The following is a 20,222-nucleotide window of genomic DNA, read 5'->3' as shown; positions in this document are numbered from 1 at the left end:
TGCGAAAACTTTAATGCCCTAATTCAAAACAACCCCGCGTATATCACTAACACCCAAACAAAACACCCAAAAACCCCAAAAACAGGCCAATCAGAGCCAGCTCCCACCCCCAAAATACCCCAAAAGTTAACCAGAAATTAATATGAACAAGCAGGAATTTTTAAAAAGAACGCCGCTCAGATGGGCAGCCTCACAAACAACTCTACGAGTTTTCATAACTAGCTACGCGTTCGCTCGACTGCTTTCTCCCAGCCCGCAAGCTTTTGCCGGCGTTCTACTTCATTCATTTGGGGCTCAAAGCGCTGCTGCAAACGCCAGCGACGAGAAAACTCGGCCATGTCCGGCCACACGCCTGCAAAACTACCAGCAAGCCAAGCCGCACCGAGAGCCGTTGTTTCCAAAACTTGTGGGCGGTCAACGCTCGCCCCGAGAATGTCTGCCAAGAACTGCATCGTCCAGTCCGATGCTGTCATCCCGCCATCTACACGCAGTACGCTATAACTCGAAAAGTGGTAGCCACTATCAGAGGCCTTTGAGCGCATAAGATCAAAAGTTTGATAGCCAACGCTTTCCAAAGTTGCCTTGGCGATCTCAGCAGGACCACTAGAACGTGTTAACCCGAAAATTGCGCCTTGGGCCTCTGGGTCCCAATAGGGTGCACCCAAACCAACAAATGCAGGCACCATATAAACGCTCGCCTCTGGGTCGGCCTGCTTAGCCAATTCCTCAGCCTGTGGCGCGCTTTCAATAATACCCAGCCCATCTCGCAGCCACTGCACAGCGGCACCGGCCATAAAAATCGAGCCTTCAAGGGCGTAGGTTGTCTCGCCATTTAACCGATACGCAATTGTCGAAAGCAGACGGTTTTCGGATTTGACCAACTCTGCGCCAGTGTTTTGCAGCGCAAAGCAGCCGGTGCCATACGTAGACTTCACCATGCCAGGCTTAAAGCATGCCTGCCCGACAGTGGCAGCCTGCTGATCGCCAGCTACGCCCAATATAGGCAAGGGCGCGCCAAAATGCTGCGCATCGACAAAACCAAACTCGGATGCGCAGTCTTTTACTTGCGGCAGCATCGAATGGGGTATCCGCAGGATTTCTAAGAGTTCTTCATCCCACTCGTTCTCGGCAATGTTGTAGATTAGTGTGCGGGAGGCATTGGTCGCATCAGTTACATGCGCCAGACCACCGGTTAGGCGCCATATAATCCAGCTATCAACCGTGCCAAAAAGTAATTCCCCAGCTTCGGCCTGCGCCCGGGCCCCGTCGACATTCTCCAAAATCCAGCTAATTTTTGTGCCTGAAAAATACGGATCCAAGAGCAAACCGGTCTTCGCAGAAAAGGTCGGCTCCAAGCCTTGCGCTTTTAGCTGTGCACAGGCATCGCTCGTGCGGCGATCCTGCCAGACAATGGCATTGTAAACCGGCTTTCCGGTCTTTCTATTCCAAACCACTGTAGTTTCGCGCTGGTTGGTTATACCAATAGCGCTGATGTCGCCTGCGGCGCGGCCACTTTTTACAATCGCCTCGCGGCATGTATCAAGCACGCTTTGAAACAGGACCTCCGGGTCATGCTCAACCCAGCCTGGGTGCGGAAAATGCTGCGGAATTTCCTTTTGCCCCTGACCAATACAAGTAAACTCATCATTAAAAACAATTGCTCGGGTCGATGTCGTCCCTTGATCAATCGCGAGTATCCAACCGCTCATTGTCCCCCTCCTGTCCCGCTTTAGTCCCTAACACAAAATGTAGAGGGATTGGATACGCCAAAGCGCTCATCCAAATAGGCCTTCAGTTGCTGCTGCGCCTCTGCGCTTAAATGCAAGCCCAGCTTACTGCGCCGCCAAAGCAAGTCATCTGCACAGCGCACCCATTCATTTTCGATGAGCCACTCAACCTCCTTCTCATACAAAGTCTTGCCAAACTCGACCCCCAAGTCGCTAACCGAGCGAGCCGCACCTAGTATTTCATAGGAATCCAGACCATAGGATCGCATAAGGCGTACCGCAAATTCTTCAGTCAGAAACCCATATTGGCTTCTAAGCTTTTCAGTTTCACTTGCCACCGCGCACGGCGAAAAGCGCCCTCCTGGAAGAGAGGTGGCAGCGGTCCACGGGCGTTGCCCAGCAGGTAAAACATCCTTAAGCTTCTCAAGCGCAGATTCCGCAAGACGCCGATATGTAGTAATTTTTCCCCCAAAGATATTGAGCAGAGGCGCTTGCCCAGATCCGGTGTCAAGCTCTAGTACATAATCGCGAGTTGCAGCTTTTGCATCACTGGCCCCGTCATCGTATAGCGGACGAACCCCCGAATAGGTATGCACAACATCTTCAGGACGGACCTCGGTTTCAAAGTACTGTGAAACAGCACGGCATAAGTACTCAATCTCGCTTTCACTAATCTTCACCGCTCCCGGATCCCCCTTGTAATCTACATCAGTGGTTCCGATAAGCGTGAACTGACCTTCATAGGGAATAGCGAAAACTATCCGCCCGTCTGCGTTTTGAAAAATAAAGCAACGGTCATGGTCAAAGAGGCTCGGTACGATAATGTGCGAGCCCTTAACGAGGCGTACATCCCCCGCGCTCGCAGAGCCTAGCCCCTTTTGCATGAGCGACGCTGCCCAAGGGCCCGCCGCATTAACGATCGCCCGCGCGCGCACCTTTTCTTCCACATCGCTATCAACATGCTGCACGGTCACAAGCCACTCGCCATGAGACCGGCTCGCATCTATAACCCTGCAGTTTCGTTGCAAGTTTGCTCCCCGCGCTGCTGCATCTCGCGCGTTTAGCACCACAAGCCGCGCATCATCGACCCAGCAATCTGAGTATTCGAACCCCTTTTTAAACAAAGGTCGCAAGCCTTGCTTCAATGCACCAGTATCAAGCCGAACACTACGGGTCCCTGGTAAAAGCTTGCGTCCACCAAGGTGATCATAAAGGAAAAGCCCCAAGCGAATGAGCCAAGCAGGTCGCAAATCCTTGTGATGCGGCAAAACAAAACGCAATGGCCAAGCAATATGCGGCGCGGCGTTCAATAAGACTTCTCGTTCAATCAGCGCTTCACGAACCAAACGAAACTCATAGTACTCTAAGTAACGCAGCCCCCCATGGATCAGCTTCGTCGATGCCGAAGACGTAGCGCTGGCGAAGTCACCTTGCTCGGCCAGATAAACGCTCGCCCCCCGACCAGCGGCATCGCGGGCAATACCGCAACCATTGATCCCACCACCAATAACAAAAATATCATAGAGCTTAGACATAGAGCTCGCCTTTCAGACAACCAACCCGAGAGCTTTCGCTTGCGCGCACTTACGCAATATATCGCACTAAAATGAAAGTCAATGAAACATATTGCGATTGCGAAAGTCACCCGGCTTGCGACGAAGACCATACTGCAAACAAAAAGGGGGAGCCAAACTTGGCCCCCCTTCCAAACGCTGCTTTGCAGGCTGGGAAACAAAATCTAGGTCGCTTCACCGTCACCATCGTCATCAGCCATGGCTGTTCCGCTTTCTCCCTTGCGTTCCACACCGCGGGGTGAAACAGGCGAACTTCCTTTGGTTACGCTCTGCGCAAGCTTTGTCTTTGGTTCATCAATCTCCGAACTGCTACCAATGTGGTACGTAACCTGAGGGAATGGAATTTCGATTTGTCGCTCATCGAAGACCTCTTTAACCCGCTCATTAAAGGCACGTCCAATTGCCCACTGACTCCCCGGCACAGTTTTAATCCGGGCACGCAAATCAACCGACGATGGCCCAAAGTTGATCACCCCCTGCATCTCGAGCTCACCGATGATGACCGCCCCTTCTGGCGCCTTGCTCAATCGATCAAAGGCCTCATGCATGGCCGCTTTGGCGTCTTCCACTTTCGTGTCATAGCTCACTCCAATAACTGCCACATGATAGGCATAATCCTTCATTGAGTTCGCAACACTATCAACGGAAGAGAATGGGATAATATGACTCGTACCATTCAGGTCTCGTAGTCGCACAGATCGCAGGGTCAACCGCTCCACCGTTCCGCCCACACCTGCCACGGTGACGAAATCCCCCTCGTTCATCGCGTTTTCAAGTTGAATGAAAGCTCCGGTTATCACATCCTGCACCAATTTCTGTGAACCGAATGAGATTGCAAGACCTAAAACACCCGCACCGGCGATCAGCGGCGCAATTTGAACGCCCAGCTCAGAAAGCACAATCAATCCAACCATCACCACGAGCACTATCGTCAGCGCACTGCCAAATAGCTTATAAAGCGTTCGCTTGCGCGCGCTTACACTAGTGCCGCGCCCTTCACCGACACGCAGATCAATCCAGCTCATGGCAACGAGCCACACGATAAAGCCGACAACAGTTATTAAAAAGGCAGAGAGCATTTGAGCGGCAAGAGCGCGTCCATCCCCCACTGTGGCCCATCCCCAGAAACCGCCAAGACCCCAAACCTCGAAAAAGCCGATAATGGCGCCAATGACCAACACAAGTCGCGCTAACGCGAACACGCTAGGTACAACCGTATTTATATGCCCTTGTAGTGACGGCAACTGCCGATTGACATCATCTGAAAGCGTGATCCCATCCTCGACAATATGGTTCATACTGATCACCAGCGCCGCACAAAACGCGATAATTAAAATACTCTTCGCACTTGCAAATGCAATGAACTCAAGGGCTGTGGATGGTGAGTTAATCCAGATCGAGTACATCGACAAAACGTAGATAAATGCAAACCAATGCCAGATTGCCGCGAGCCCCTTTACCAGCGTTTTGGCAAAGGCTGATTGGATTGATAGATCCGCATAGGAGCGCAACTCCTCTCGCACGCGATGCCGGGAGCCAAAAATAATCGCGGTGATGTAGACCACCGCCATCAACGCAAACGTAGCTCGAACCGAGTTACCGAAACTCCAGCTAAAGGAACGCTGCAACAACGGCGCAACCAGTTGGACCCCAAAACCAAACAGACCGATAGCGACCATCAGGTGCTTCTGCCAATACCGCGCTTCCCAATCTGAAAGCGGCACAAGCCTCAACTTGGGCCTATGCGGCGCAAATAGAAATCTTAGTCCAACCCGAGAGACTTCGACCACGAAAAACGCACTCAAAGACATGTCTAAGATCGAAGATGAGTTAGGCGTTAACTCGCCAAAACTCATGGCTACAACGAATATTGACGCACCAGCCGCAGCACTCAAAACGCCGATAGCATCCAAAACAACACCAGTAAGCAGGAGTGTAGCGCGCGCTAAACCGCCGCGTTCTTCGCCCCAATTCAAGATCTTGACGAGAATATGCCGGAAAATTCGACGCATAAGGAACAGGATAGAATAACCAACGACAATCACTGAAAGGACAATGGTCAGGGCCTGCCACAAGCGATCATAGTTTGCCTGTTGCACATCCCTCAGCAACCGCGTGTATCCCTCAAAATCAGTTATAACCAATTTGGACATAGCCACGCCGCGGCGAACCACCATCTCTACTTTTTGCCCAATTTGAGAGGAGAGCGTGCCTTCGGCCTCTGCTTTGTCATCTTCAGACTTAGACTTACGCGATGCAGGTGACTTTTCCGACACGAGTGAGCTCGCACCGGGTATCGGTAACGCTACGGCAGACGCACCTGCCTCATTGCCTGTTTCTTCTTGTGGCGCGGCATCACTGTTCGATTGGTCTGCTTTCAATAAATCAATCAGAACAGCGCGTTTTTTCGGGTCTTCTAGTACCTTTATAAGAGCATCACGCGCCTGTTCACTCTCAGCACCCTGCACCTCTGGCGGCTGTGCTTGGCTCGCTCGCTGTCCTTCAGCAAAAGCATCAGCTGGCATCACCCAAAACGCAAAGGCAATCACACAACACAAGGCAACTCTCAAGCCTGACTGAAGCACCACCCGGTAACACATAACATCAACCCTAAAATAGCAATGGAACAAACCCGGTCCATCCAAATCTGTTCCTAACAGGTTTGCGGCTCTTTCCCCATCCTTGAATTCGCGAGGACCGGCCGCGATTCAAGCCAAACGTTGACACAACGCGGCACAAAGAGCGCTCAACAAAGCAGCTCCCGCATAAGCCACAAGCCCCGTCTGTACACTGGCAAAAGCAAGGCCACTGGTTTTTGCGGCAAATACCACCAATGCCACCAGCATCACATCCATCATAGACCATTTACCCAATACAGAGACATAGCGAACCCACCGCGAAGCACCACCTTGAACACAGGCAACACCCAGAACCAACAGTTTAAGCGCTGGAAATAGAACGGAAAAGACAAAGACGGCGCCCCCTAGGAGAATATCTCCCCCACGCATCAGCCCGAATGCAATCTGAATAAGAGAAGGTGTCTCAGTAAAGAAGTAGAGTTTTTCCAGCTGCACCAAAGGCAACACCAAACCCAAGGCAAAACAAAACACAGCAACTGGAAAAAACAGACCTAAAACAAGTGGCACGTGCAAGTATCCTCAAAACGGGTGGTATCTGACTACCCTATCACCCGTTCAAGGCAATGCTGCAACACAATATCAAAGCATAAACACAACAGAAGGTTTCAGCTGCCCAAAACTACCCAAGCAGTTGGCATCTTGCACCTATTAATGATCAGATAGTCGTCCGGCGACTTCATCAAGCTGGCTTTGCTCGGCAGCTTCAACGGCTTGGCGCATCCGCGCCTGTTCGCGCTCCTCCATCATCTCGACTTTTTTTAAATCGGCGATAGCTTCGGTCAAAGCATCCTGCGCACGGTTAAGCTGATCGTTCAGCTCGCCAACCGAGGTTTTTATATTGTCCCGCCGCTGGGCAGCCGCACGCGCAAATGTTGGGTAGGCAAAATGCGTCACGTCATCAATGCCAACCCTGCGTTGCTCTGCCTGAATCTGATTCTCCAGCTCCTGTGCCATACGATCAAAATCAGCGAGCATTGCCTCGATCTGATTCACCTGACGGCGCTTTTCATCAACGGCAAACTTCTTCAATTTAAGAAGGCCACTGCGATTCTTCATGGTAAACTCCTTATTCTGGGGGAGGAGATTACGGGAGAGTCATTTCCAAAAGGTTGGCGAGTTGCGCATATCCGTCTTCTAAACTGGTTTTATCCTGCTTCTGCTGCCCTAAAAAAAGCTCAAATCCGGAATTTAGCGCTATTGCCGCATCAACATCCGCATCAGTGCCCTTTTTATAAGCACCTAGACGAATCAACTCCTCCATATCCGCATAGGTTGACATCAAGCGCTTGGCTTCTCGCAGCACGGGCAAGTACACCTCAGGCACACAGCGCGGCATTGTGCGGCTCACTGACTTCAACACATTGACCGCCGGATAACGGCCACGCTCGGCAATCTCGCGCTCCATAACCACGTGTCCATCTAGAATACCGCGCACCGCATCTGCCACCGGCTCATTATGGTTGTCGCCCTCCACCAATACGGTAAACAGCGCTGTAATCGCCCCGCTGCCAACTTTGCCTGGCCCAGCACGCTCCAGCAGTTTTGGCAGCTCGGTGAATACAGTGGGCGTATACCCTTTCGATGTTGGTGGCTCACCAACCGAAAGCCCGATTTCTCGCTGCGCCATGGCAAACCGGGTAACAGAGTCCATCATACACAGCACCTGCTGTCCTTGGTCACGAAAGTGCTCCGCCACTGTCATCGTCAAATACGCAGCTTGTCGCCGCATCAACACGCTTTCATCCGATGTCGCCACCACGACAACAGAACGGGCCAACCCTTCGGGTCCAAGATCGTCCTCAATAAATTCTTGAACTTCGCGGCCGCGTTCGCCGATCAATCCTATCACAGAAACTTCTGCTGCCGCATTGCGTGCAAGCATAGACATAAGTACCGACTTACCCACGCCAGACCCGGCAAAAATACCAAGGCGCTGCCCCTGACAACAGGTAACGAAAGAGTTAAGAGAGCGCACGCCTAGGTCGAGGGGCCCGCCAACACGAGCCCTTTCTGCGGCACTTGGTGGCACATCGCGCAACATTCTCGGCCTTGATCCATATGGCAGAGGCCCTTTGCCGTCGATTGGTTCCCCAAGGGCATTAACAATTCGGCCCAACCACGCATTGCTCGGATGCACCACACTTTCGCGTGCTTCCAATCGCGCTTTGGCACCAAGGCGAATTCCCTCGATTCGACCGAACGGCATACATAAAGCCCGGCCCTCGCGAAAACCGACAACTTCCGCTTGAACCCCTGCAATTCCCTCCCTAATTTCTATTAGGAGGCGAGAACCGACACTCATTTCATGCACGGGTCCGGCAACCTCGATCAAGAGCCCCTTAACCGCCTCTACGCGCCCGTAAATTTCGATAGGAAGACAGGCCTCAACCTCTGCCAGTAACGAGTCCAAAACTGATTCCCTATTAATCTTTTTTCCAGATAGTAACCTATCGTTTACGCTTCTGCTTAATGTTATTGGGGAAAGTTTTAGCAGCTAGTGCTTCGCAAGGGGCGCAGGCATCTACCTTTGGGCCACCTGGTCAGCAGAACAAGCCAAGTGAACCCGAGTGATTCTAGGTGCAAGTCGAAAACGGGAAAGAGTTTTCAAAGTTTGTACCCAGAAGACTGTTTGGCTGCTTTTCAAAACGCTTGCTTGAGCGATTCGACATCTGTTAACCATATTCTCATCAGAGAAAGTTTGGTTAGGAGCATTCCTTCGCAACGGTTCGCGTATTGGCCGGCGCGACGGCCGGGAAAGGCAACACGAGGGGATTAAAATGCGGGTATTGTTGATTGAAGACGATAGTGCAACGGCACAAAGCATCGAGCTGATGCTCAAGTCTGAGAATTTCAATGTCTACACCACCGATTTGGGCGAAGAAGGCATTGATCTAGGTAAACTCTATGACTACGACATTATCATTCTGGATCTGAACTTGCCGGATATGTCCGGCTACGAGGTGCTGCGCTCGCTACGCGTGGCGAAAATCGGCACACCAATAATGATTTTGTCCGGCTTAGCAGGAATTGAAGACAAAGTGCGCGGGCTTGGCGTTGGTGCTGACGATTATATGACCAAGCCATTCCATAAGGACGAACTCATTGCACGCATTCATGCAGTGGTGCGTCGTTCTAAAGGGCATGCCCAGTCTGTTATCGTCACTGGCGATCTTAATGTAAATCTAGATACAAAAACCGTTGAAGTTGCAGGCCAGCGCGTACATCTCACCGGTAAAGAGTATCAAATGCTCGAGCTGCTCTCCTTGCGCAAAGGCACCACCTTGACCAAGGAAATGTTCCTCAACCACCTATACGGCGGCATGGACGAGCCAGAGCTAAAAATCATCGATGTATTTATTTGTAAGCTACGTAAAAAACTGGCAGCTGCTACTGCAGGCAAAAACTACATCGAGACTGTATGGGGCCGCGGTTATGTACTGCGCGAGCCCGAAGAAAAAGCTGCTTAATCAAGCGCACATGCAATGGATTAAAAAAACCCGCCTTGCTGAGAGGCGGGTTTTTCGTCTTGGTCACCATCGCAGTGAATGGAACATTATTGTTTTTAACAATACAATTAAGGCGATGTCAGCGCACTAAGCTTGGGAAATGCACTGCCCAGCTTGCGCACAGTGGCTGCATCAGCACTTTGCTGTTTCGGTCGGTACAACCCACGATGCTCGGGCACCGGCTCGAACGCATCCGTCAAGCCAACCACAGTCTCCGCAGCGCCCAACACTAAATAACCGTCCTTCGGCATTTGCTTAGCGATACGATGCAGCACGTCTTTCTTTGTCTCTTGATCAAAGTAGATCAACACATTGCGACAGAAGATGATGTCGAACTCGCCCAGCTGCGAAAAGCTCTGCAATAAATTCAGTTTACGCCATTGCACCATACTGCGAATCTCGGAGGAGATCTGCCATAACTCGCCTTCCTGCGCGAAATACTTGACCAACATCTGAATAGGTAGCCCGCGTTGAACTTCAAACTGGCTGTAAGTGCCAGCCTTTGCCTTGTCCAACACCTCATTGGAGATATCCGTACCCAAGATCTCAAAGCCAAAAGAGCCAACTTTCGCGCGCATTTCCTTAAGCACCATCGCAAGCGAATAAGGCTCCTGCCCTGTCGACGCTGCCGCACACCAAATACGCATTTTGCGCCGGCTGGCCCGAGCCTCCATGAGATTCGGCAGCATCAGTCCCTTAAAATGATCAAAAGGTGTCTTATCGCGAAAGAAGAACGACTCATTGGTCGTCATCGCTTCCACTACCTCTTCCTGCAAGGCAGTAGAGCCCGGTTTGCGAATAGCTTGAACCAACGCACTGAGCGAGGCAAGGTTGTGCCGACGTGTTACAGGGATCAATCTGCTCTCGACTAGGTATTGTTTCTCGTTAGAAAGAACAAGCCCGGAGCGCTGCTTGAGAAAATCCCGTAAAAAATCAAACTCGGTTGTTATCACCGCAGCGCTCCTTCCAATAGGCGTGCGCACTTAGGCCCAATCTGGTCAAGTGACAGAATCTCGCTACACATACCTGTACGGGCAGCCGCCCCCGGCATACCCCAGACCACACTGGACAACTCATCCTGTGCAATAATACTCGCGCCAGCGGCGCCCAACTTTTCCACTCCGGCGGCGCCATCTGCACCCATTCCGGTCAGCATAACGGCGAGTGCCGCCGCCCCATAAACATCTGCAACTGTCTCAAACATCGGTTCCACAGAAGGACGACAGAAATTAATCGGCTCATCCTCGCCAAGCTCGGCAACTGCAACCCCGTTCTTAGATAGAACACGCAAATGCAAGCCACCCGGGGCAACATATATCGTACCGTTTCGCAGTAATTCCCCATCCTCGGCCTCCTTCGCGGGACGACCAATTGCTTTTTGCAAGTGCTCAGCAAGAATAGTGGTAAACGTGCGAGGCATATGTTGCGTAATCACAGTCGGAACGCGCGCTAGCTGTCCCTTCGCATCTCCCAACATCCGCAACAGCGCCTGCGGGCCTCCTGTAGAGCTACCAATACAAAGGATTTTGGGTACAACACTGCCATAACCACGCGTGCGATAAGCCGGAGCCTCCGTCTCTGCGCGCTGTTTTGCCCGTTGCAGCGCTGCGCGCGGGTCAAATCTAGCCGCAGCGCTTGAGGCAGATGCGCTCTGCTGGCCCGCGGAAGTCTCGGCCCGCATAGGACGCATACCCAGACTACGTCGCTTTTCTGCCCGCCGTTTTGGTATCCGCCCCAACCCTTTCAGCTTTGCCAGCAGCTCTTCACGAAACTCGTCATTTCCGCTGACATTGCTATTTGTCTCAGGTTTGGCAACATAGTCAGTTGCACCCAAGGAAAGAGCTTTAAGACTTACTGAGGCGTTTCGTTTTGTCAGCGTTGATGCCATAACGATGGTGGTATGCGGCAACTTTTGCAGCATTAATGGCAAAGCCGTTAGACCATCCATAACCGGCATTTCGATGTCAAGCACGACGACATCTGGCGCAACACGCTCCAGATTATCAACAGCAAGTTGACCATTGCGATACGTGGCAACAACTTCCAGCTCGGGATCTTCATCGATCCACCGGCTGAATAAACCACGGATGACCACAGAGTCATCCACTATCATTACTTTAATGGGATTAGCATCAGCGCCCGCCGCGGCACCTGCCCCCCTCGTATAAACCGAGAAACTCATAATGTCTGCCCACCCTGAAACGCCGCTAGATGAGGCCGACTTCTTGTAGTTTTGCTTCTACAATCTCTTTATCAAACGGTTTCATAATATACTCATCAGCACCCGCTTGAATTGCTTGAGTGATATGAGCCATATCATTTTCTGTTGTGCAGAACACCACCGTAGGCATCTTGTCAGCTGCCTCTTCCCGAAGCGCGTGCAAGAACTCCATGCCATCCATCACAGGCATGTTCCAATCGAGCAGCACCGCATCTGGCATACGCTCGCGGCATGCTTCCAGCGCCTTCAATCCGTCCTCGGCCTCTCCAATGGAGAAACCGAGGTCCTCAAGAATGCGTCGGGCTACCTTGCGAATGACTCTGGAGTCATCAACCACCAGACAATGCTTCATATAATCACCTATGGCTTTTTATTGTTATGCCGCTTTGGGTTCGATGAGTGAAGTCAACAGCCGGTCGATATCCAATATTACCATCAACTCTCCGGAGAGACGGTGAATGCCACCAGATACCATTGCCCAACGAGGGTCAAGATTAGATGGATTGGCTTCGTGCTCATGCGCGGAGAGGTTAAGCACCTCGCCAACACTGTCAATTACGAGCCCGTAGGATTCGCCTTTGTACTCGATACCAACGGCCATCATATCCTCGACCTTGTCCTCATCAACAAGGCCAAGCTTCTTACGCATATTAATCGCAGTAACGATCCGACCACGAAGATTGAGAACTCCCTCAACTTCCACTGGTGCTAGCGGAACCTTTGTCACCTTCTCTGGTACAAATACATCATGCACCTGCGAGATCGGCAGCCCAAACAATTGTCCGCCAATGCGAACGGTAACATATTGAATGTATTCAGATCCTGCGCTTACGAGCTCAGTCGCATCTGCTGTAAAGTTTGAGTTACTCATGCTGCTACACCCATTTCTCCGGTTAGCGCATCTTTCAGTGCTGATATCAAACCGGGACGATCAAACTTGGCGACATAGTCATCAAATCCAGCCTGACGCCCCTTTTCAATCGAAGCTGGTGTCACCACAGCCGAGAGCGCTATTACCGGCACATCATGATGGCGCGAATCCCGGCGAATAGTCTCGCAGAAGTCGTAGCCATTCACATCAGGCATTTCGATATCGGTAATGACCGCACCAAACACTTCGCCGCTGGACATCACTTCAAAGGCCTCAGAGGCAGTCGCACAAACCGTTACGTCGTAGCCAGCAGCACGCAGAACCGGTGTCAGCATGTTGCGGAAGAATGAGCTATCATCGAGGAATAGGACTTTGCGGCTGGTATCAACCGCATCAATCTGCTTGCGCATAAACCAGTCATCAAACGCCAATGGCAGGTAGTGGCCAAGATCTAGAACCTCTGTTGCCTTACCTTTGATGATTGCAGAGCCAAGCACGCCTGGACACTCTGAAACAACCTCGACATTCAAACGATCATCAACAATATCGACAATCTCGTCAACGACCAGTCCCATCGAGCGACCAGAATCCGAGAACACCAGCATCGGCTGCGAGCCTTCATCCCGGTGACCCGCTTCTTCATTTACATAAACGAGCGGCATCAAACCACCGCGATACTGAACAAGATCACGGCCATTTGAACGTTCGATGGTTGCCACATCAAATTCTTCAAGTCGCGTGACTAGCGACAGAGGGACAGCTTTCGGCTCAGACGAGCCCGCTTTGAACAGCAGCAGCGAGACTGAGCGATCAGACTCCGAAACAGTGGCAGCCGCCTCTTCGGCTATATCATCGGCATGATTAGCAAGATCGGCACCGCCTGCACCGGCCATAGCCGCAGCAACACCGTTCGGATCAATAATCATGATAACCGAACCGTCACCCAAAATGGTATTGCCAGAGAACATGTTTAGATTACGCAACATCATCGACATCGGCTTCACAACAATTTCTTCCGTATGGAAGACACCGTCAACAACAACACCGTATGTCTGGCTGCCCACCTGCATGACAACGATAAAGCCGTTATCTGCCTCCGCATCCAAATCTGCATCACTGTCGCCAAAACCAAGCAACTCGGACATATGCGCCAATGGCAGCAACTTGTTACGCAAGCGAAGCACTGGCCTATCTTTGATGCGCTCAATGCGATGTTCGGAATTGCTCTGGACGCGAACGAGTTCCATAACCGAAAGCTGCGGGATTGCATAGCGATCACCCGCCACCTCGACAATCAAAGAGGAAACAATCGCTAGCGTCAGTGGAATTTTGATAATGAAGGTTGTGCCTTTGCCGGCAGTAGAGCGCAGGTCGATTGTCCCGCCGATCTGCTCCACATTGGTTCGCACCACATCCATGCCAACGCCACGACCTGACACACTGGTGACATTGGCAGCAGTTGAGAAGCCAGCAGCAAAGATAAACTTTTGTATCTGGTGCTCGGTCATCTTCTCCAGTTCAGCCTCTGTGGCCAAACCGTTTTTCAATGCCTTGCCTTTAATCCGCTCCAGATTGAGGCCCTGTCCGTCATCAGCCACTTCGATGAGGATATGCCCACCTTCGTGGTAGGCAGAAAGGGTAATCGTTCCCTTTTCGGGTTTACCCGCAGCGATACGCTCTTGCGTGGTTTCAAGCCCGTGGTCCGCCGAATTGCGGATCATGTGGGTAAGCGGGTCCTTGATGAGCTCAAGCACCTGACGGTCCAACTCGGTGTCCGCGCCTTGCATCACCAAGTCGATGTGCTTGTCCAGATCCTGTTGCAGATCGCGAACAATACGCGGTAGTTTTTGCCATGCATTGCCAATTGGCTGCATGCGGGTTTTCATCACCCCTTCTTGCAGTTCCGCAGTCACATTGGAAAGGCGCTGCAACGGCACCTTGAACTCGCTGTCTTCATGCCGACGCGCGATCTCCAGCAGCTGGTTACGGGTAAGCACCAGCTCGGAAACCATCGTCATCAGGTCTTCAAGCGTATCAACAGCAACACGAATAGACTGGTTGGAGACGCTCTTACCGCTTCCAGCATTTGAAGGGTTCTGCACCTCTTCGCCTTTTTCCTCTGCTTTTGTAAAGCTAGGGGCGGCAGTTTCAGCAGGTGCTGGCGTGTCTTCCACCAAAGTCAGCGGAACAACTTCTTCCACCTCCGCCTCTTGGAAAGCACGCTCCAGCTCATCCAGCGATACCTCGCCGGGACGCAACGGGCGTTCCAAAGCCTGCAGTGTGTCACACGCGCTGCCTGCTGGAGCAAACTCAACCCCCTCAGACATGGCCTCTAGTTGGTCGATCAGGTCACGGTCTTCACCGGCAGGTTCTGTGCCATTGGCTGCTTCAAGCTCACTCAGGATCTCCTTAATGCGATCAATCGAGTTAAGCACGAGCGTTACAGCAGCAGGCGTGACGGTGGCGCCATCACGAAACTTACCCATAAGCGTTTCGGAGGCGTGGGCCAAAGCTTCCAGTCGCGGCAACCCAAGGAACCCGCAGGTCCCTTTAATGGTGTGCACCAAGCGGAAAATATTGTTCAGAATTGTAGCGTTGTTTGGCTCTTGCTCAAACTTCACCAATTCCACATCTACGACATCAAGACTTTCGTTGGTCTCTGTCAGGAACTCACTAAGTAGCTCGTCCATCGCATATACTCACTCATTTATAAAGGTGCACGCCCGAGAAGCAAAAATCTTGGCCCGAAAACCACACGCAGTACAGGTAGCATTCCCCCCAATTGTTAACACAGGTTGAAGCATTAGCCAATTTTCAGGGGGTAAAATATTCAATTTACATACCTAGCCCGCAATACCACGTCATCCCCACTGAAGCTTGCGTCAAGCTGGATTTTATCTTCATCAGCCAGCATTCGTGTGTACATGGGCTGGATAGAGTGGGCATCTACCTGCTCGGGCAACTCTCCGGCAAAAACAGCCTCGATCACAGGAGGAATACGCGCGTTGCGTCCGCTCACATGCAAAACAAACGCGCCGTTTTCCGCGTCGCCTTCCAGATTCAGCCGAATGTCGCCACCGCGTGGCACACATTGGTTGGCAATCAAGACCAAATTCAATACAACCTTTACGCGATTTTTCACCATGAGCAGTCGTGGCAACTCCCAGTGAAGCGTGGCTTTTTCGCTTTCCATCAGCCCAAGAGCAACTTGCTGTGCATCACCTAGGTCAATCTGAGAACCAGCTGAACCCGCCGCGCCGAAAGCTAACCGCGCAAACTGCAGCTTGTTGCTAGCCTGTCTTGCAGATTTGCGAATCAAATCCATTGCAAACTCTGCCATGTCTTCGTTGCCCTCTTCATCCAGCACCTCAAGACCATTTGTAATCGCGCCCACAGGGCTGATGATGTCATGGCAAACACGGCTTGTAATAAGCGCGGCAAGATCTAGAGCAGATAAATCGGCATAAGCAGACATAGAAAGCCTCCAACACATTAAAAAGGAGTGATTCGCATCAGTTAGGCCAGAGGAACACACCTCACCCAACAAACCAAGATAGCGGTTCTATCCTTCCCCGCAGTTTGTTGCCTCCTGCCGCAGCGCCTCTTTTAAGAAATACTCTGGAGCAGACAAAAACAGGTAGCGGTTGGCCCTTGCATGGAAAAGCAAAAGGCGCCCGTTATAAAGCGCATAGATGGCAGGTAACCCTTTTGTGTAAACTCCCTGAGCCAAGCGATACACATCACAGCCCCCCAGAACAGGCGCATAGGCTTGCGGCGCTTTTTGAAAAGCCCGCTTGTTTCCCTCATTCACAAACAGCCAAGTCTTGTTGCGCCATATCAACCGATGCTTCCGGCTACCTGATAATACTTGCCTATTCGTGAAATAGGCAACAGGATCAACACCGCCCAGCGCCACCCCGATCGTCGAGGCCCATGCCCTCTCCCCAACGCTTTCGGCAAGAACTGGCTGAATGTGCAAACACGCCAAAAACCAAAACAACACAAAACCTGTGAGCATCCGACACAGGCGCCCGGCTTTGGTCAAATTTTCTCGCAAGTATCGCGGCATTCGCAGTTTCACCGGTTCATTCCATATTCAGGTAAGTCTGGGCTTGGTAACCTTAGCAAAGACTTAACACATACCGCGCATTACTAAGAGAAATTGGATCAAAATACCTAAGGTCCCGCAGCATCTAGGGAGAAACCCATGCGGAATTTAGCGAGTTTTGTGGCGAAAAGCGTCGCCGCTCTGGCAATTACAATTGGTAGCCTCACAGCATTTCAAAGCGCCCAGGCACAAGGCACCACAGGCTCCACCTATCATAAGAACGAGATTGTTCAGGCTGGGCACCAGTTTTTTGGCAGCCTTTCTTCCGGCCTTGCACAAGTCATTGAAAATGCGTTTTCAAAAAATGGCGCACCAAACGGCTACATACTTGGCGAAGAAGGCTCTGCTGCTTTTGTAGCGGGGGCAACATACGGTGAAGGTATGCTCTACACCCGCAATGCTGGCAACCATGTTGTCTTCTGGCAAGGCCCCTCACTTGGGTGGGACTTTGGCGGCGATGGCAACCGCGTGATGATGCTGGTGTATAACCTGCCAACAATCGATGCCATGTACCGTCGCTATGTCGGCATTAAGGGCTCAGCATATCTTGTAGGCGGCTTCGGCATGCAGCTGCTGGCCAACAATAATGTACAGGTGGTCCCCGTCCGAACAGGAATGGGCGCACGGCTTGGTGTCAATATGGGATATTTGAAATTTACTAGGGAGCCAACGTGGAACCCATTCTGATATAACAGCGCAGTGTCGTTTATTAAGAGTTGCCATGGTAGCGTGCAAATCCGCTTGCAGTCGCGAAGCTGCACCGCTACCGAGGGACTTTAAGACGAAATTGAGCTGAGATAGTGATAGAAAGCGCGTTATACTTCGGATTAGGTTTTTTAACTGCCTGCCTATGCAGTCTGGCGGCCCTGCCCTTTATTTGGGCCAGAGCCGTCCGGCTAACTCGCAAGGCCGTAGAAGCAGCCAACCCGCTGACCTATGCCAAGGCGCAAATGGCACGAGATATCGTGCGCGCCCGCGCCGCTATCGAAAAAAACCGCCTAGAGGCAGAACTGCACTCCGCAAAAGACGAACTTGCACTGGAGCGCGCCCAGTTAGGCCGCGCTGTGGCCCGTATTACCGAACTAGAGCTTGCAGCAAAATCGGCCAGTCTGGAAAAAGCTGCGCAGCGCAATGATAAGAAAACGAGCCTCTCCATCCTTGGCAACAAGTCGCGAGCAGCCACTCCGGAAATAGCAATACCAACTACTCTGCAACAACCGGTAGAACAACACGTCTCGCCCCCGGAAAAACCAAACACAGTAGAGCCTGAAGCCGAGCGGGAACACACGAAGCACGAACCAGTGCTAGACACGCCGAATGCAAATCAAGTCTCGGTAAGAGAGAATACTGCGCTAGCATCCCCCCCACTGACCACGCAGGAAATACGCAGCAATCCTCTGGCAAAACTGGCTGTATCTTTGAAAAAACAGGTACAGGAACTGCAGCGAAAACCGGAGTCAGTTGAGCAGAAAAATAAGCAAGCGGAGGCAAAAACCGCCGCCGACAAAAAAACAACCATAATACCCAAGAGCGATGAACATGGGGCGGCGCACTACGCTGGCATAGAAGCCTCACTGCAACAGCTCGGCGCTTCAAAGGCAGAGCCCAAAGCCGCTTCAGGAAACGAAAAACAATCCCAAATGACGATCAGCCAAACAGAGCGCCTCTTAACACAGAGCAACGATAAGGTAGAGCGCGAACAACTAAAAGACGTCGCAGCAGAAATCACAGCGAAAGCAATGGAAGAAAACCCCTCACTGCAAAAAGCCTACAAGGCCATGCTGCAAAGCGCAGAACAAACCGAAGCAGATGTAACTTCCCTTGCTCACAAGATCAAAGAGCAGCATCAACGCCGCTCGAAATCTGCCTAGCCATCTTGTTCAGCCGTGCCATCAGGCTGCGTTTCCACAAGGCGTACGTCGTTTGCCTCTAGCACCGATCGCAAATCCGCACTTTCAACGCGATCTGTAACGAAACTATCAATCTTGCTCATGTTGGCGATGCGCACTGGCGCTGAACGATCCAACTTGCTCTGATCCGCTACAAGAATCACGTGACGGGCATTGCGCAGAATTGCCTGTGCAACCTTGACCTCACGATAATCAAAATCGAGCAGCCACCCCTCCTCATCAAGTGCCGAAACTCCCACAATCGCAAAATCGACCTTGAACTGATTAACAAAGTCCACAGCGGCTTCCCCGACAATACCGCTATCGGCTGGGCGCACCACCCCGCCACTAATCACCACTTCATTCTCGCCGTTCGGGCTCATCACACTAGCAACATTTAAATTGTTGGTAACAACCATCAAGCCGCGATGGCGGTTCAGCGATTGGGCCACAGCTTCTGTTGTGGTGCCAATGTTTACAAAAAGTGACGCACCATCCGGGATGAGTGCCGCAGCAGCCTTACCGATTTCTTGTTTCGCGGCCCCAGCCATTGCTTGGCGTGCCCGGTACCCAAGGTTTTCCACACCAAAAGCCAACAGCGCACCGCCGTGAACACGCGTCAACAACCCTTGCTCACACAACTCATTCAAATCTTTGCGAATTGTCTGCGGACTAACTTCAAATCGTGCGGCGAGATCATCAACCTCAACTCGCCCGCTTGCGCGAGCAATTTCCAATATCGAGCTGTGGCGCGCTACCAGCATTTATCCCCCAGTAAAGTCAGCATATTCCATCTGGCGCAGCGGAATGTAGGCACGTAATACTACCATGGCCCAAAAGGAAAGTTGTATTGATATGTTGCCATTATAAATATAGGCCGTAAAATAAATAGGCTACTTTCTTTACGTTGCGTCTTGATGGATATGGACACATTAATCCACGCTTTTTGGTAGGGCAGACCAAACCGCACGGAATATTCTATTAATGTGTCATAGTACACACACACGACAAAGCTAGAAAGCATATTGGGCCGCAGCAGCCGCGAAAGGTTGCCTAAGAAATGTGAGTTTTGGGGAGCAGTACAAAATGCATGTCCGACTAACGTCGCGCAATCCGGGCCAAACCAAGCCAAGGCAGCAGTCTTCTGCGCCTACAGCGCAAGATCAAGCGCAACCTCTCGTCATCGACGCCATTGATGAATTGAAGGCGCTAAACGCGGCTATGTGCCAAAGCGCCCGTCAGCCCAGCACACCGGCAAACCAAGAAAAATTGTGGAATGACGCCGTGACCTCAAAGGAAGATGCACATCTTGGCGCGGGTCTGGGTGGGCGCTGGTTCTAAACAGCAGCGCCAACTCTCAAGCCAGCCAAGCAAGTTTAAAACAGACACACTACGCAAACTTACAGATCGCGCTTTAGTCCAATATTCTATTTTAAGAAGGGTGTATTGGTTGAATGGTACGCCCAAGGGGAATCGAACCCCTGTTTCCGCCGTGAAAGGGCGGCGTCCTAACCGCTAGACGATGGGCGCACACTCAACAGCTGGTAACCAGCTATTGGCAAACGATAAAAGCTAATGGTACGCCCAAGGGGAATCGAACCCCTGTTTCCGCCGTGAAAGGGCGGCGTCCTAACCGCTAGACGATGGGCGCTCTAGCTTCGCGTTTGCGATGAGCGGGTGTTTAATG

At 51.7% G+C, this 20,222-nt stretch carries 18 protein-coding genes and 2 tRNA genes; 4 read left to right on the top strand and 16 right to left on the bottom strand.

Annotated elements, in window-relative coordinates; all coding sequences use genetic code 11:
* Positions 1-218: 218 nt before the first annotated feature.
* The 6 genes from glpK to fliI form a co-directional block, all read right to left on the bottom strand.
* Positions 219-1,709: a glycerol kinase GlpK gene (gene glpK, locus AYK82_RS07600; RefSeq protein ID WP_068313566.1), complete on the bottom strand. Its 1,491-nt coding sequence runs from the start codon at positions 1,707-1,709 to the stop codon at positions 219-221.
* Positions 1,710-1,729: 20 nt separating this feature from the next.
* A complete protein-coding gene (gene glpD / locus AYK82_RS07595; protein WP_068313564.1) occupies positions 1,730-3,262 on the bottom strand; it encodes a glycerol-3-phosphate dehydrogenase in 1,533 nt (510 codons plus the stop codon).
* Between the two features lie 203 nt (positions 3,263-3,465).
* Positions 3,466-5,901 (bottom strand): mechanosensitive ion channel domain-containing protein, encoded by a 2,436-nt coding sequence (locus tag AYK82_RS07590; RefSeq protein WP_082733803.1) that lies wholly within the window; start codon positions 5,899-5,901, stop codon positions 3,466-3,468.
* Between the two features lie 108 nt (positions 5,902-6,009).
* Positions 6,010-6,447 (bottom strand): paraquat-inducible protein A, encoded by a 438-nt coding sequence (locus AYK82_RS07585; RefSeq protein ID WP_068313558.1) that lies wholly within the window; start codon positions 6,445-6,447, stop codon positions 6,010-6,012.
* 141 nt (positions 6,448-6,588) lie between these two features.
* A complete protein-coding gene (gene fliJ, locus AYK82_RS07580; protein ID WP_068313556.1) occupies positions 6,589-6,996 on the bottom strand; it encodes a flagellar export protein FliJ in 408 nt (135 codons plus the stop codon).
* Positions 6,997-7,024: 28 nt separating this feature from the next.
* Positions 7,025-8,350 (bottom strand): flagellar protein export ATPase FliI, encoded by a 1,326-nt coding sequence (fliI, locus tag AYK82_RS07575; RefSeq protein WP_068313554.1) that lies wholly within the window; start codon positions 8,348-8,350, stop codon positions 7,025-7,027.
* A gap of 367 nt (positions 8,351-8,717) precedes the next feature.
* Between fliI and ctrA the strand changes: the two genes are divergently transcribed.
* Positions 8,718-9,407 carry a response regulator transcription factor CtrA gene (gene ctrA, locus AYK82_RS07570; RefSeq protein ID WP_068313551.1) on the top strand — a complete coding sequence of 230 codons (690 nt, stop codon included), beginning with the start codon at positions 8,718-8,720 and terminating at the stop codon, positions 9,405-9,407.
* Positions 9,408-9,514: 107 nt separating this feature from the next.
* On the opposite strand, the gene AYK82_RS07565 is transcribed toward ctrA, so the two are convergent.
* The 7 genes from AYK82_RS07565 to AYK82_RS07535 form a co-directional block, all read right to left on the bottom strand.
* Positions 9,515-10,399, bottom strand: coding sequence for a CheR family methyltransferase (locus AYK82_RS07565; protein ID WP_068313548.1), 885 nt, complete (start codon positions 10,397-10,399; stop codon positions 9,515-9,517).
* The gene (locus AYK82_RS07560; RefSeq protein WP_068313545.1) at positions 10,396-11,628 is read right to left on the bottom strand and encodes a protein-glutamate methylesterase/protein-glutamine glutaminase; all 1,233 of its coding nucleotides are present in this window, start codon (positions 11,626-11,628) and stop codon (positions 10,396-10,398) included. The genes AYK82_RS07565 and AYK82_RS07560 overlap by 4 nt, the downstream gene beginning before the upstream one ends.
* Before the next feature lie 25 nt (positions 11,629-11,653).
* Complete coding sequence (locus AYK82_RS07555; protein WP_068313542.1) at positions 11,654-12,019, bottom strand: response regulator; 366 nt, start codon at positions 12,017-12,019, stop codon at positions 11,654-11,656.
* Positions 12,020-12,043: 24 nt separating this feature from the next.
* Positions 12,044-12,538: a chemotaxis protein CheW gene (locus tag AYK82_RS07550; protein ID WP_068313539.1), complete on the bottom strand. Its 495-nt coding sequence runs from the start codon at positions 12,536-12,538 to the stop codon at positions 12,044-12,046.
* A complete protein-coding gene (locus AYK82_RS07545; protein ID WP_068313536.1) occupies positions 12,535-15,228 on the bottom strand; it encodes a hybrid sensor histidine kinase/response regulator in 2,694 nt (897 codons plus the stop codon). The genes AYK82_RS07550 and AYK82_RS07545 overlap by 4 nt, the downstream gene beginning before the upstream one ends.
* A gap of 140 nt (positions 15,229-15,368) precedes the next feature.
* Complete coding sequence (gene chpT, locus AYK82_RS07540; protein WP_068313533.1) at positions 15,369-16,013, bottom strand: histidine phosphotransferase ChpT; 645 nt, start codon at positions 16,011-16,013, stop codon at positions 15,369-15,371.
* A gap of 87 nt (positions 16,014-16,100) precedes the next feature.
* The gene (locus tag AYK82_RS07535; RefSeq protein WP_068313530.1) at positions 16,101-16,607 is read right to left on the bottom strand and encodes a YHS domain-containing (seleno)protein; all 507 of its coding nucleotides are present in this window, start codon (positions 16,605-16,607) and stop codon (positions 16,101-16,103) included.
* Positions 16,608-16,745: 138 nt separating this feature from the next.
* Between AYK82_RS07535 and AYK82_RS07530 the strand changes: the two genes are divergently transcribed.
* Positions 16,746-17,333: a DUF1134 domain-containing protein gene (locus AYK82_RS07530; RefSeq protein ID WP_068313528.1), complete on the top strand. Its 588-nt coding sequence runs from the start codon at positions 16,746-16,748 to the stop codon at positions 17,331-17,333.
* A gap of 263 nt (positions 17,334-17,596) precedes the next feature.
* Positions 17,597-18,517, top strand: a complete 921-nt coding sequence (locus AYK82_RS07525; protein WP_156453286.1) for a hypothetical protein — start codon at positions 17,597-17,599, stop codon at positions 18,515-18,517.
* Here the strand turns inward: AYK82_RS07525 and AYK82_RS07520 are convergent.
* Positions 18,514-19,299, bottom strand: coding sequence for a DeoR/GlpR family DNA-binding transcription regulator (locus tag AYK82_RS07520; RefSeq protein WP_068313520.1), 786 nt, complete (start codon positions 19,297-19,299; stop codon positions 18,514-18,516). The genes AYK82_RS07525 and AYK82_RS07520 overlap by 4 nt on opposite strands.
* A 322-nt stretch (positions 19,300-19,621) precedes the next feature.
* Here AYK82_RS07520 and AYK82_RS07515 point away from each other — a divergent pair, with 322 nt between their 5' ends.
* Positions 19,622-19,876: a hypothetical protein gene (locus AYK82_RS07515; protein ID WP_068313517.1), complete on the top strand. Its 255-nt coding sequence runs from the start codon at positions 19,622-19,624 to the stop codon at positions 19,874-19,876.
* Positions 19,877-19,990: 114 nt separating this feature from the next.
* Here the strand turns inward: AYK82_RS07515 and AYK82_RS07510 are convergent.
* Together AYK82_RS07510 and AYK82_RS07505 are read right to left on the bottom strand one after the other, a co-directional pair.
* Positions 19,991-20,065 (bottom strand) — tRNA-Glu (locus AYK82_RS07510).
* A gap of 46 nt (positions 20,066-20,111) precedes the next feature.
* A tRNA-Glu gene (locus AYK82_RS07505) sits at positions 20,112-20,186 on the bottom strand.
* Positions 20,187-20,222 lie beyond the last annotated feature (36 nt).

The sequence above is a fragment of the Polycladidibacter hongkongensis genome, from assembly GCF_001561995.1.
Lineage (GTDB): Bacteria > Pseudomonadota > Alphaproteobacteria > Rhizobiales > Stappiaceae > Pseudovibrio > Pseudovibrio hongkongensis.
The sequence above is the reverse complement of the archived record's forward strand: the minus strand, read 5'-3'. Positions and strand labels throughout refer to the sequence as shown.